Consider the following 12,752-nt stretch of genomic DNA (forward strand, 5'->3'; position numbering starts at 1 on the left):
GCTGACAGCATGGCAAGATTTGATTTTCAAGGGGAAAGGTGGTGCCCAGGGGCGGAATCGAACCACCGACACGCGGATTTTCAATCCGCTGCTCTACCAACTGAGCTACCTGGGCCCGGGGCGGCGCGATCTGTCGCGTGTCGCCCGGAAGTGCCGGTCTTATAGAGGCTGAAATTCTGCCTGTCCAGCGGTGACGGCAAAGTTTTGCACAAGCTCGCGCAAGGGGTTGGACACCCCGCCGCAAACCGTGCTCAGCCTCATTCGCCAAGCGCCACGCCCGACACGCCCTGCCCAACGACGACGCCTGTCGCGGACCAGTTGTTGGTCGGATCGGAGAGCCCGAAACCGCCGATCACGCCCTGCACCGGGCCTTGCGGGCCACGCACGAAGGATCCGTTCAGCGTTCCGCTCGCGCCGGTGCCCGTCGGCACCCCGACCTGACCGAGCGAGCCCGTAAACCGGTTGGTCGCACTGGCCGAAACGCCTCCCGGCTGGGCAACGGTTCCGCTGAAATCGCGACCGTCGAAGCCGGTGATCGACGCCGTGCCCGTGCGCGAGGCGAACCCGTATGTCATCGAGAAGTCGCCGGCCGCCAGATACTGCGAGGGGCTGGAAGGCGAGCCCGACGCGACCGTCCCCACCGCGTGACCGGTGTAGGTCGCCGAGCCCGCGAGCGGCAACTGGCCGAAGGTCGGCGTGTCGCCGGCAGCCCATGTGCCCAGATGCACGAAATCCTTCGTCGCGCCCACGCCGGCCACCGAACTGTCGGCCTCGAAGCTGGTGCCCCAGTAGCCCCATTCCAGGAAGGCGCAGGTGCAGCGCGTGGCGGTGTGGAACAGCGCATCGTCCCCGCCGTCGACCAGTGTCGAGGGCATCATGTAGCTGCGCGGCTCGCCCGAGGGCGCATGTCCGACCTCGCCGACACCGGCGATCTCCGCCGCCGTCGCCGCGAAATTCTGCGACAGGGCGTAGCGGTCGTTGTCGACGAAGGCGGACGACCCGTCCGCGCCGCTCTCGTTGAGATTGTTGCCGAAACCGATGGTCAGCGACTGCAGGTGGGGGCTGAGACCGGTGTTGTCGTTCAGCGTCAGCATCGCGCCGGCGGAGGCATCCGCCGCATTGAAGGAGAGCCGCAGGTCGCCGGGCGTGTTGGACCACATGGGAACGGGCGTCCCGCCGGTCGCGGTCGATTCGACCATGCCGGAGGCATAGCCGGACAGGGAGCGGTCCGTGCGCACGAACTCGCCCGCCGGCGAGGTGCTCTGCAGGTCGGCCACATGCACATATCCGGAATAGGTCTCGCTTGCGTCGGCATAGGGAGACGTGCCGAGCACCGAGGTGTCGGCTCCCACATCATCGCCAAGGCCGCCGAAGTTCGCGCCAATCACGAAATTATCGGCATTGTCGCCGAAGAAATGGGCTCCGTTCGGGTCCGCGAGGGACGTCACCGGCCCGTCGTAGAGCACGCCGGCATCGGCGGAATCGGCACGAAAGCCTCCTCGCCGGCTGCCTGTCAGCACGTAGCCGCCGACCAGGTCGCCCTCGATCCGCCCGGTGGACAGGGAGACCGCCGACTTCTGGTCGGTGCCCTCGCCCTGGATGTTCATCGCGGCGACCAGATAGCGCGGATCCTCGTTTTCGAAGGCATCCGTGCCGATGACCAGCAGGTCACTGGTCTTGACGTTGTCGAGAAAGGCCGTGCCCAGCTTGTCGGCGGCAAGCGGATTGAGGAAATACAGCGCGTGCGTGGAGCCGGTGCGGAAGCTGTGCATCGGATTGCTGGTCAGCGTATAGCTGCGCACCTGCGCATAGTCGTTGGCCGCCTCGAAGGACGCGAGATCCGTCGGCACGCCTCCGAAACCGAACACCGGATGATCCAGCGCCAGGACCGAGGTGGAAATCTCCTCGAAATAGGTGAAGGCCACGAAGTGATCGCCGTTTCGGAAGACGGACCCGGTAACGGTTCGCCCGGTCGAGGTGACGGCACGGAAAACCGCCTCCCCCCCCGAGGGAAGCGGCATGGTGACCGTCTCGCCGTCGATCGTTCCGGTCATCTGCGTGCGCCCGGCATCGACGGTAAACACGACCGAGCGATCCGTCTCCGGCGTTCCGCCGAGCAGGTCCTGGGCGCCCGGTGTCGTTACCGTCGCGCCCGTGCCGGCCGGTTCGTAGCTCTCGCCGCTGCTCAGCACCCGGACCGAAAGGGTGCTTCCCGCGTCCCCCGTCGGACGGTTCGTGTCACGCGCGATGTCGCCGAGGATACGGTCACCGTCACGCAGGTTGGACGCCGCGACCACTTTCGGCTTCGGCTGCGGCCTGGCATTCGAGACGCCACGTCTGGAGTTCACGCTCCCCACGGGTGAATTTCCGACCTGCCGGTCACTTGGCGGATTGTTCGAGCCGCCGCTCTGGCCGGGCGCCCCGGACAATTGTCTCTGAACGCTGGAAATGTCCCCCGACGTCGTCGGACGGATCCGCGAGCCGCCGGCGCCCGGATTGACGGACAGTGTATAGCCGCGCTCGAAAATGCGGCGCGTGACGCCATTGGGCCCCAGGAAGGACAGTTCGTCCCCGAACAGAAGCGAGAACTGGCCCGTACCGCCGCCGACCTCGATGTTGGCGATGCCGCCACGAATGCCGATGGTGCCCACCGGGGTTTTCACAGTCACACCGCCCGGCTTCTTGCTCAGCTTGCCGCCGACGAAACGCGCGACACCCTTGCCGAAGGAGGCGACCAGCTTGCCCGATCCCGCCTGCGGATCGTAGACGAATTCGTCGATTACGAGATCGGAGTTCGCTCCGACAGTGAAGGTCGAGCCATCCCGCAGCAGGATCTGCACCAGCCCCTCGCCCTGGGTCCGGATGCGCTCCTTGAAGATGAGCGTGTCACCCAGCACCACCGTGCGCGGGGCCGCGCCCGGGGGCGTGCGTTCGGCCTGCTGGTTCACTGCGGCGGCAACGCCGATATCGCTGCGCGCCAGCGCCTGCTGTCCGCCCGCCAGAAGGGGCAGAACGCCAAGCACGGTCAGCGCAAGCGGCGCATAGCGGTTCATCTCGACTTCCTCGGCTTCATTTTCAAAATCCGCTTCCCGGTTCGCCCGGACGGTGCGGCAACGCTAGAACGCCTTGACCACGCTCATCATCACGGAGGTGTTGGCGTAGTCGCGCGTCTCGTAATTCGACTGCAGACGGCGGAACTCGGTGGTCAGGCCAAGCGCCACATCCTCGCGCACGGGCACGGTGAGGCCACCGCGCACCCAGAACTCGTTGTCGCGCTGGGCCATGGTCGCACTCACCGCCGGATCGGGACTGGCGAACTCGCGACGCAGGTAGCCGCTTTCCAGGTCAAGCGCCCAGGGGCCCTTGTCACGCAGCTTCGCGATCGGGGAAAAAAAGCGATAGGTGACGCCGATGCCACCGCCGAGTTCCCAGCTCTGCTCGAAACGCGCGGCGGTATCCTCGTAGTCTCCCAGCACGAAGCCGCGCGCCGACCAGCGCTCGTCGAAACGGCGGGTGTAGGTGGTCTGGCCGCTGATCTGGTAGCCGTCCCGGTTGGTGACCGTGGGATATTGCCCCGTGTCACGGTACCAGCGTCGCCTGTACTCGAGCTTGCCGGAAACGGAGGACAGCGGATCCGGCTGCACGGCGAACCGGCTGCCAAAGCCCAGCGCGCCGGAATAATTGGCTTCGCTCAGCCGGATGCCGGAGGCGATGCCGTAGACGCCGAGCCGCGCGTTGTCGATGTCGAAACGGGCGAGATTGAAGGAGGGACCGAAGGTCAGCTCCGCGATCGACGTGTTGAGCCGGGTCTCGTTGAAATAGCGCCCCGCATAAAGCAGCAGGTCCGCTTCCAGCAGGTCGCCCTGATTGCCGAGATCGTAGGCCCAGTGAACATTTCCGGCGAGGAACGCATTCCAGTCCGGCTTGCCGATGGCGGTGTCGTCGAGCAGGAACGTCAGTCCGTTGAGCGTCACCTCGCGGGCACCCGGCCCCGCGTTGGCGTTGGACTGCCAGCGGAGGCCCGTCATGAACGTCGCCGTGATCTTGTGCGGTTCCTCCGCCTCGTCGATCGCCACAAGGAACGTGTGCACCCGCGTCTCCACCTCCGCCGGCACGTCTGGCGCGGCCAGGGCCGCCTCGAAGTAGGAGCGCGCCGCCTCGTAGGACCCGAGACGGAAATAGAGGACGCCGAGTTCAAGCTGGATGCGCGGCAGGCCCGGCGCGTAGATCAGCATCCGCTCGAAGGTGCCGATCGCGGCCTCGTAATCGCCCATGGCCGCGGAAACAGTGGCGTATTCGAAGGCAACGTCGAGATTGGAGGGATCGCGCAGCATCACGCCGAGAAGTTCGGACTGACGCGCGCGCAGCTCCGGAGCGCTCATGGCGGATACGGCGGGCGCGGAGGCGGGCGTGACGTCGCCGGGCACGGTCACGCCGTCGGCGGGCTGGGCAAGGGCGCTCCCGGCGGTCGCACAGCCCAGAAGAGCCGCAACCACCAGACACCGGACGTTCACCTTGGCAGGTTCCGCAAGGTTCACACCATCCCCCAACAGCTCAATTCCCGTGAAAACGCGCAAGGGTCCGCCACCGGACTCCCTGCCGGGAATTTACGCGAAGGGGGCGGGCCGAGTCCCGGCCTGCCACGAGCTTGTCACGTGTTTGCAAGCACCTGTTGCCGCCACGACACAACCGGAAAACGGCGAGAGACCCGCCGCCATCCAGTTGCAAACACAACGTCAACCGCGCGTCAGCGCAGCTCGCGGATGCGCCCGTCGGTTTCGGGCGTGTAGCCGTCGGGCATCGCGGCGATGTGATCGGCCAGCACCTCTTCCAGCCCCGGACCGTAGTCGTAGGCATTCTGCGCAGCCTCGGCGAAGACCTTGTAGCCGTCACCGCCGCCGCGCATGTAGTTGTTTGAAACCACGCCATAAAGCTTGTCGGGATCGAGCGGCTCCCAGCCGTTCTCCCCCTCGACCTCGACGCTGACGACACGCCCCTCGCCGGCCTTCTTCGCCCGCGTCCAGGTCATGCGGATCCCCGCGACCTGCGGAAAGCGTCCGGCGCCGTCTTCCACCTGCGACAGGCCGTTCTCGAGCGCGGCGATCACGTCGGAGCCCTTGAGCTGGAAGGTGGCGAGCGTGTTCTGGAACGGCAGCACCGTGAGGACCTCTTCCATGGTGATCTCGCCGGAATCGATCGACGCCCGCAGGCCGCCACCGTTCTGGATGGCGATCTGCACGCCCTGGTCGCGCACCCGCTCCAGCATGGCATCGGCCACGAGATCGCCCATCGTGCACTCCTGCGCACGGCAGGTCTCGCGCGAGCCGTCGATCTCGCCGTTGGTGCGGCCGACGACCTTGGCGCGCACTTCCTCAAGCGGCTTCGCCAGTTCGTCGAGACGCGCCGCGATGTCCTTGTCGGCGGCGACCGAGGCGTCGAGCAGGATCGGATTGCCGGTGGCGGAGGTCACGTTGCCCGCGTCGTCGAAGACGATCTCCACCTCGCCCAGATACTTGCCGTAGGCATAGGCCTGGACGATGGGCACCTGCCGGCCGGCCGGGTTCTGCACCAACACGGGATAGGGACCGGCGGCCCCCTTCTCGGTGTTGGACAGCAGCGTGTGGGAATGACCGCCGACGATCACGTCGATGCCGGGGACGCGCGCCGCGATCTGCATGTCGCGCGGCAGGCCCATGTGGGTCAGCGCCACGATCTTGTCGACGCCGGCCGCCTCCAGCCCCTCGACCGCCCCCTTGAGGTAGGTCTCGGCGCGCAGGAAGTGGACGTTTGCACCGGGCGACGAGGTTTCGGAGGTGTCCTCGGCCAAGACGGAGACGATGCCGACCTTCTCGCCGCCCACCTCGAGCACGAGCGTACCGGGAACCTTGCCCTTCAGGGTCGGTTCGTTCTCCACGTCGACATTGCCGGACAGGACCGGCATGTCGACCTTCTCCAGGAAGGCGGCCAGCCCCTCGGGGCCGTCGTCGAACTCGTGGTTGCCCACCGCCATGGCGTCGAAACCGATGGCGTTCATGAACTCGGCCGCCGCCGCGCCCTTGTATGTGGTGTAGAAAAGCGAGCCTTGGAACTGGTCGCCGGCATCCAGCATCAGCACGTTGCGGCCGGCCTGGGAAAGTGCCGCGCGACGCTCGTCTACCTTGGCCTTGATGCGCGCGATGCCGCCGAAGCACTTGCCCTCGGCGTCGTCGTCCTTGCCGCAGGTGGAATCATACTTGTTGATCGGCTCGAGCCGCGAATGCAGGTCGTTGACGTGCAGGATCGTGAGCGCGAAATCCGCCTGTGCCGCGCCGATCCCCAGGCCAGCGAAAAGGCCGGCGGCCGCGATCCCCGTGAATAATCCCCGTCGCATCATGTCAAGCAGTCTCCTGGAGCCCGCGCCCGCATCCCGGGGGCACGCGATAGCCGCGTCCGGCCCCCTGCCGGACGGGCGGCGCGCCCTGGCAAAGGGACTGCCGCGCGGTGAGCTTGCCAGCTTGGGTCCCGGCCCGCAACAGCCGTTCGGCGTCATCCGCAGGCACTTTCGCGTGTGCGGTCGGGCGGGAGGGGCCGTGCCTCAGCAATAAGGCGAACTGACACAGCCCGGCGTCGGGGGATAACCGATCCGCGAGCCGTTCGCGAAGTTGCGGTCGAGTCTGTTGCCGGGCACCGGCACCCCGCGCGAGGTGATGACGGGCGGCGGGATCGGCGACCCCGGCGCCGGCGGCAGGGCCGAATTCGCGAACCCGAAGCGGCGCAATTGCTCCGCGTTCGGGCGCGGCCCCGCTCCGCCGGTTCCCGTCAGCTGCCGCGTGACGAGATTCTGCAGATTGGCGGGAGTGCGTCCGACCCGCCCCTGACCGCCCGAGGCGAAGACCGAGAAGCCGGACCGGTAGACCCGCATCTCGCGGCCGTTGCGCCCCGTGAAGGTCAGGTCCTTGCCGAAGAGGAAGGAAAACACCGTGTCGTCGCCGCGCTGGACCAGGTTGGCCATGCCGCCGCGCACGCCGATGGTGCCCTGCCGCGTGCGGATGGTGACGCCGCCACGGTTCTTGGAGATCCTGCCGCCCACATAGCGGGCGACACCGCGCCCGAAGGTGGCCACGATCTTTCCCGCACCCTGCTCGGGCCGGTAGACGAACTCATCGATCACGAGGCTGGAGTTCGGCCCGACGACGAAGTTGGAGCCGTCGGCCAGGAGGACCTGAACGCGACCGCGAGCGTCGGTGGTGATCCGCTCGCCGCTGAACACGGACTTGCCGATGCGGATCGTGCGCATGGACCCGCCGCCGACCTGCCCGCGCGCGGTCTGGGTGACCGCACTCGCGACCCCGGCCCGTTCCTGGGCGAATGCATGCTTGGCGGGAGCGAGCGCGGCGATCATCGCCGCCAGGACAAGAAGCTTGCTACGCATGGGCATTCCTCCGAGCCGGGACCGGGACCCTATGCCCGACCTTGCGTCAACCTTACGGCCGCGACGCCACGAACACGGTGACGGGCGTCACATGCAGGACGCAAGCCGCACGCGTCAGCGGCCGCCGCGTTCGTCCTCCTCGCGCTGCTGCCGGGCCTCGAGCTCGGCCAGATCCTCCGGCTCGAGCTCCACGACCGGCACGCTGTAGCTGCCCGAGAGCCAGCGGTTGAGGTCCACGTCCGCGCAGCGCTTCGAGCAGAAGGGATAGGACACCTCGCTCGAGGGCTTGCCGCATTCCGGGCAGGGACGCACCGTGCGCGCGGGGCTGGCGGGGGTATCTTTGTCGGCCATCCGTTCCTGTCCGGCTGTGCCTGCCCCACCGGCCCCGCGGGCCGGCGTCAGGCGATCTTCAGTGAAAGCCCGCCATCGACGACGAGCGAGTGCCCGGTGATATAGCGCGCCTCGTCGGTGACGAGAAACAGCGCCGCATGGGCCACGTCCCAGGCCTCGCCCATGTGCCCCATGGGCACCTGCGAGTCGCGCTTGCGCCACATCTCCTCGATATCGCCGTCCGAGTAGGCGGAGGCAAGGCCCGTCGAGGTCTCGACCATCGGGGTCTTCATCAGCCCCGGCAGCACCGCGTTCACGCGGATGCCCTGCCCCGCGTAGTCGATGGCCGTCGCGCTCGTCAACTGGTTCACCGCCGCCTTCGAGGCGTTGTAGACGGCATAGGACACGCCGATGTGGCGGATGGAGGCAACGGAGGAGATGTTCACGATCGCCCCGCCGCCGGTCTCGAGCATGGCCGGAATGGCGTGTTTCATGCCCAGGTACATGCTCTTGACGTTGACCGCCATGGCCCGGTCCCACTCGTCCTCCGCGAGATCGACCACGGCGCCGGTCACGGCGATGCCGACATTATTGTCGAGAATATCGAGCCGTCCGAAGGCGGCCACCGTCGCAGCCACCGTGGCGGCCACGTCATCTGACCGCGCGGCATTGCAGGTCAGCGCGATTGCCTCCCCGCCCTCGCTCTCGATCAGCGCCCGCGTCTCCTCGGCGGCCTCCGCATTGATATCGGCACAGGCGACACGCGCGCCCTCGCGCGCCATAAGCACTGCCGTCGCCTTGCCGTTTCCCCAGCCCGGTCCGCTGGACCCCGCACCAATCACCAGCGCGGCGCGGCCATCAAGCCGTCCTCCCATGAACATCCTCCCGATGCTTGCAAGATTCTCCCGACCACAGGTTGTGGCCGGGGCGATCATGCCAGCCCGAAGCGACGACAGAAAGGGGGAAAAGGAGATCCGGTGCCGGCCCGGCCGCAACGCTCCGGTTCAGGGGCGAATGCTGGCCGGGTCACGCCACGCGTCGAGAAGCGGATACTTCAGCCCGGCAAGAAGGTTCGCCGTCTCGTGGAGCGGCAGCCCGACCACATTGGCGTAGGAGCCGGTCAGCTTGACCACGAAGGCGGCCGCAAGACCCTGGATGGCGTATCCGCCGGCCTTGCCCCGCCACTCGCCGCTTTCCAGATAGGCGGCGATCTCGGCACGCGACAGGCGCTTGAAACGCACGCGGGTTTCGACCAGCCGCTGGCGGATCACGTCCCTCGGCGCGCTGACGCAGACCGCCGTGTAGACCCGGTGCCCGCGCCCCGAAAGAAGCTGCAGGCAGGCCTCGGCTTCCTCGAAGGTTTCCGCCTTGGGCAGAATGCGGCGACCGACGGCCACCACCGTGTCGGCGGCGAGCACCAGCCCGTCCACGTTCTCTTCCACCCTGTCGGCGGCCCTGCGCGCCACTTCCGTCTTGGTGCGGGCAAGCCGCTGGGCGAGCGCGCGCGGGGTCTCGCCCCGACGCGGCGTCTCGTCGATGTCGGCGGGCAGCAGCGTATCCGGGTCGACGCCGATCTGCTGCAACAGTGCAAGCCGCCGCGGCGAGGCGGAGGCAAGGACCAGCGGCATCCGGGGGGACGATCGAGCGGGGTCAGCAGCGGTCATCGGGACGCGACCTCTCGCGAAGGCTTTGCTGCCGCCTGTTCTGCGGCAGCCCTTGTCACTTGAAACGGTAGGTAATGCGACCCTTGGTCAGGTCGTAAGGGGTCATCTCGACAAGCACGCGGTCGCCGGCAAGCACGCGAATACGGTTCTTGCGCATGCGCCCTGCGGTATGGGCAATGATCTCGTGATCATTCTCGAGCTTCACGCGGAACGTCGCGTTGGGCAGCAATTCCGTCACCACGCCCGGAAATTCGAGGACTTCTTCCTTGGCCATATGGATTCCTGATTAGCATTCTGATGTGGCCGGGAACCTAACGGATCGCACGACGAAAGGGAACAGGCAGTTTCACGCGCTTTCAAGGGGGCTCCCGTGCGGCCGGCGCGGGGCTTTTCGCGCCCTCACCCGCCGGGAACCGGCGTCCAGCCGAAGCGCTTCTTGATGCGCGCCAGCAGCATGTCGCGAACGCCCCTGTACCCGTCGAGGATCTGGGCGCGCGAGCCGGTCGTCAGCGTCGGATCGGGCGTCGGCCAGTATTCGACGTCGACGGCCTCGGTGCGTGTCATCTCAAGCGCCTTGTGGTGCGCCTCCGGCGCCAGCGTGATGACGAGATCGAAGCCGGACTCGTCCAGATCCTCGAAGCTCTTGGGCTTGTGGGCGGAGAGGTCGCAGCCGATCTCGGCCATGACGGCCTCGACGAAGGGATCGGGCTCGCCGGCGCGCGCGCCGCAGGACTTGACGTAGACGCGGCCCGGAAACAGCTTGGCCAGCATCGCCGCCGCCATCGGCGAACGCACCGCGTTCATGCCGCAGGCAAAGAGCACGGCTCCCGGCGCCGTCCCCGGACCCATCCGCCGCCCTAGCCTTTCCAGTGCAGGGCGCAGACGAGGGTGAACAGGCGGCGCGCCGTGGTCATGTCCACGCGGATCTTGCCCTCGAGGCGCTCCATGAGAATGCGCGAGCCGTCGTTGTGAACGCCGCGCCGGCCCATGTCGATGGCCTCGATCTGGCTCGGCGTGGCCGACTTGATCGCCTCGAAGTAGCTCTCGCAGATGAGAAAATAGTCCTTCACCACCTTCCTGAGCGGTGTCAGGGACAGGATATGCGTGACGAGTTCCTCACCCGCGTCGCTGGACACGGCGAACACGAGACGCTTCTCGACCAGCGACAGGCGAAGCCTGTAGGGCCCTTCCGGCGCGCCGGCGGGCTCGAACACGTTGTCCTCGATGAGATCGTAGATGGCGACCGCGCGCTCGTGCTCGATGTCGGGCGTCGAGCGGGAAATCGAGGCCTCGTCCAGTTCGACGCCGACCAGACGCGCCGATGAGACCTGGGTGCTATCGCGTGTTGCGTCCATGCCCGTTCCGCCATCTCCGCCAGCACCGCCCCGATCGGGCGGCGACCCGTCCCAACACCTAGCGCGAGCCGGCGGCACGGGACAAGTGCGTCGCGCGTCGCAGCGGCGTCAAAGGTTCAGGCGGATGGCCACCGAGCGCGCGTGAGCGCCCAGTCCCTCCTCCTCCGCGAGCCGGATGGCGGCGGGTCCGAGGTCACGCAGGTTGTCCGCGTTGCAGCGCAGGATCGAGGTCCGCTTGACGAAGTCGAGAACCGAAAGCCCGGAGGAAAAGCGCGCCGAGCGTGCCGTGGGCAGCACGTGATTGGACCCGCCCACATAGTCACCGATGGCCTCGGGCGTGTGACGGCCCAGGAAGACCGCGCCCGCGTTTCGAATGCGCGCGAAAAGCGCGTCCGGGTCGGCGACGGCAAGTTCCAGGTGTTCGGGCGCGATGGCATCCACCAGGGCCGGCGCCTCGTCCAGGCGGTCGAGCATGATGATGGCGCCGAAGTCGCGCCAGCTCGCGCCGGCAACCTCTCCACGTGGAAGGAGCGCAAGCTGGCGTTCAACGGCCTCCGCCACCCGGTCCGCGAAACCGGCATCCTCGGTGATCAGGATCGACTGGGCGCTGGTGTCGTGTTCGGCCTGGGACAGGAGATCCGCCGCGATCCAGTCGGGATCGTTCTCGCCGTCGGCCACCACGAGGATTTCGGACGGGCCCGCCACCATGTCGATGCCGACGGTGCCGAACACCCGGCGCTTGGCGGCCGCCACGAAGGCGTTGCCCGGGCCCACGATCTTGGAGACCGGCGAAATCGTGTCCGTTCCATAGGCAAGGGCGGCGATCGCCTGCGCGCCGCCGATCCGGTAGATCTCGGTGACGCCGGCAAGGCGGGCGGCGGCCAGCACCAGCGGATTGAGCACGCCGTCGGGGCTTGGCACGCACATCACCATGCGGTCCACGCCGGCGACCCGTGCGGGCACCGCGTTCATCAGCACCGAAGAGGGGTAGCTTGCGGTACCGCCGGGCACATAGAGGCCCACCGCCTCGATGGCGGTCCAGCGCGAGCCGAGTTCGACGCCGAGCGGATCGGTGTAACGGTCGTCCTTCGGCATCTGCCGGGCATGATGGGAGGCGATACGGTCGCGGGCCAGCGTCAGGGCCTCGAGCGTCCGCGGCTCGATGCCGGCCAGGGCCGCGTCGATCTCCGCCTCGGTGACCGCGAGCGCCTGGATGCTGTCCGCCTCCAGCCTGTCGAAGCGCGCTGTGTAGGCCAGGAGCGCCGCGTCGCCGTTTTCGCGCACGTCGTCGAGGATGTCGCGCACGGTCGCGTCCACATCGGCGGAGGCTTCACGCTTGCTGGCGAGAAGATCGGCGAAGGCGGCGCTGAAGTCCGCATCCTTCGTGGACAGTCGAAGCACCAAGGCAATCACTCCGAAACTTGCATGAAACGGCGGGAGCGGGTCCCGGAAGGATCAGTCGAGCGCGTGCTGCGGCCGGTGGTCCGTCGCCCAGGCGGAACCGAGGTCGGCGAGCTGCGCCTCGATGCATTCGACGGAAAACGACAGGCTGGCCCCGCCGGCGAACACCAGTTCGACACGGCCCGAGGGCTCCTCGCCCGGCTCGAACGAAATGGCGAGCAGGGACAGGATCGCGTCCTTCTCGTCCTGGCGGATGTTCAGCGCCTTGAGATCGCTCACGCGGGCAAAGGACAGCGCGGCCCTGCGGCGCTCGAGCTGCTCGCCCCGGCGCGGTTTTCCCTGCGCCTTGTCCCAGACGAAGCGGTTCATCGTCAGAACGAGATGCCCGTCGGCGGCGAAGAAGCGAATGTCGCCCACCTTGAGCACGGCATCCTGAACATGCGCCGAGAGAACCTGAAGGTCCTCGGCATCAAGCGCGGCAAGTTTGAGCTGATCCATTGATCTGCGCGTCCCGGTGCGGTCTGGCTGGTAACATTGACAGGGGGACGCAGACCGGCCGGACGGGCCGGAGCATGCCCCCGCCCGCCTTAG

The 12,752-nt window shown here is 67.5% G+C and carries 12 protein-coding genes and 1 tRNA gene; all 13 read right to left on the reverse strand.

Going from position 1 to position 12,752, the window contains the following annotated elements; genetic code table 11:
• Positions 1–39: 39 nt before the first annotated feature.
• Positions 40–115 (reverse strand) — tRNA-Phe (locus tag ACYX4S_RS12230).
• Positions 116–257: 142 nt separating this feature from the next.
• Positions 258–3,053, reverse strand: a complete 2,796-nt coding sequence (locus tag ACYX4S_RS12235; RefSeq protein WP_476360371.1) for a FecR family protein — start codon at positions 3,051–3,053, stop codon at positions 258–260.
• A gap of 63 nt (positions 3,054–3,116) precedes the next feature.
• On the reverse strand, positions 3,117–4,514 hold the full coding sequence (locus ACYX4S_RS12240; RefSeq protein WP_476360372.1) for a tetratricopeptide repeat protein: 1,398 nt from the start codon (positions 4,512–4,514) through the stop codon (positions 3,117–3,119).
• Between the two features lie 233 nt (positions 4,515–4,747).
• The gene (locus tag ACYX4S_RS12245; RefSeq protein WP_476362864.1) at positions 4,748–6,370 is read right to left on the reverse strand and encodes a bifunctional metallophosphatase/5'-nucleotidase; all 1,623 of its coding nucleotides are present in this window, start codon (positions 6,368–6,370) and stop codon (positions 4,748–4,750) included.
• Positions 6,371–6,574: 204 nt separating this feature from the next.
• Entirely contained in the window at positions 6,575–7,411 is an 837-nt protein-coding gene (locus tag ACYX4S_RS12250) for a FecR family protein (protein WP_476360373.1), read from the reverse strand.
• A gap of 114 nt (positions 7,412–7,525) precedes the next feature.
• A complete protein-coding gene (gene yacG, locus ACYX4S_RS12255; RefSeq protein WP_476360374.1) occupies positions 7,526–7,762 on the reverse strand; it encodes a DNA gyrase inhibitor YacG in 237 nt (78 codons plus the stop codon).
• 47 nt (positions 7,763–7,809) lie between these two features.
• Positions 7,810–8,616 (reverse strand): SDR family NAD(P)-dependent oxidoreductase, encoded by an 807-nt coding sequence (locus tag ACYX4S_RS12260; protein ID WP_476360375.1) that lies wholly within the window; start codon positions 8,614–8,616, stop codon positions 7,810–7,812.
• A gap of 129 nt (positions 8,617–8,745) precedes the next feature.
• Positions 8,746–9,405, reverse strand: coding sequence for a Maf family nucleotide pyrophosphatase (locus ACYX4S_RS12265; RefSeq protein WP_476360376.1), 660 nt, complete (start codon positions 9,403–9,405; stop codon positions 8,746–8,748).
• A 55-nt stretch (positions 9,406–9,460) separates the two neighbouring features.
• Positions 9,461–9,679 carry a translation initiation factor IF-1 gene (infA, locus tag ACYX4S_RS12270; protein ID WP_013653834.1) on the reverse strand — a complete coding sequence of 73 codons (219 nt, stop codon included), beginning with the start codon at positions 9,677–9,679 and terminating at the stop codon, positions 9,461–9,463.
• A 125-nt stretch (positions 9,680–9,804) separates the two neighbouring features.
• Positions 9,805–10,254 carry an arsenate-mycothiol transferase ArsC gene (locus tag ACYX4S_RS12275; protein WP_293718729.1) on the reverse strand — a complete coding sequence of 150 codons (450 nt, stop codon included), beginning with the start codon at positions 10,252–10,254 and terminating at the stop codon, positions 9,805–9,807.
• Between the two features lie 8 nt (positions 10,255–10,262).
• On the reverse strand, positions 10,263–10,760 hold the full coding sequence (locus ACYX4S_RS12280; protein ID WP_293718727.1) for a UPF0262 family protein: 498 nt from the start codon (positions 10,758–10,760) through the stop codon (positions 10,263–10,265).
• A 108-nt stretch (positions 10,761–10,868) separates the two neighbouring features.
• Complete coding sequence (hisD, locus tag ACYX4S_RS12285) at positions 10,869–12,164, reverse strand: histidinol dehydrogenase (protein ID WP_476360377.1); 1,296 nt, start codon at positions 12,162–12,164, stop codon at positions 10,869–10,871.
• 51 nt (positions 12,165–12,215) lie between these two features.
• Entirely contained in the window at positions 12,216–12,659 is a 444-nt protein-coding gene (locus ACYX4S_RS12290) for a DUF2948 family protein (protein ID WP_293718724.1), read from the reverse strand.
• Positions 12,660–12,752: the final 93 nt, after the last annotated feature.

Source organism: Stappia sp. ABD4_338, from assembly GCF_056312175.1.

Bases quoted from the DNA above. Each gene is read 5' to 3' on its own strand.
- ACYX4S_RS12235 (WP_476360371.1), bottom strand. From the start codon at position 3,053: ATGAACCGCTATGCGCCGCTTGCGCTGACCGTGCTTGGCGTTCTGCCC.
- ACYX4S_RS12245 (WP_476362864.1), bottom strand. From the start codon at position 6,370: ATGCGACGGGGATTATTCACGGGGATCGCGGCCGCCGGCCTTTTCGCT.
- ACYX4S_RS12250 (WP_476360373.1), bottom strand. From the start codon at position 7,411: ATGCGTAGCAAGCTTCTTGTCCTGGCGGCGATGATCGCCGCGCTCGCT.
- yacG (WP_476360374.1), bottom strand. From the start codon at position 7,762: ATGGCCGACAAAGATACCCCCGCCAGCCCCGCGCGCACGGTGCGTCCC.
- ACYX4S_RS12260 (WP_476360375.1), bottom strand. From the start codon at position 8,616: ATGGGAGGACGGCTTGATGGCCGCGCCGCGCTGGTGATTGGTGCGGGG.
- ACYX4S_RS12265 (WP_476360376.1), bottom strand. From the start codon at position 9,405: ATGACCGCTGCTGACCCCGCTCGATCGTCCCCCCGGATGCCGCTGGTC.
- infA (WP_013653834.1), bottom strand. From the start codon at position 9,679: ATGGCCAAGGAAGAAGTCCTCGAATTTCCGGGCGTGGTGACGGAATTG.
- ACYX4S_RS12275 (WP_293718729.1), bottom strand. From the start codon at position 10,254: ATGGGTCCGGGGACGGCGCCGGGAGCCGTGCTCTTTGCCTGCGGCATG.
- ACYX4S_RS12280 (WP_293718727.1), bottom strand. From the start codon at position 10,760: ATGGACGCAACACGCGATAGCACCCAGGTCTCATCGGCGCGTCTGGTC.
- ACYX4S_RS12290 (WP_293718724.1), bottom strand. From the start codon at position 12,659: ATGGATCAGCTCAAACTTGCCGCGCTTGATGCCGAGGACCTTCAGGTT.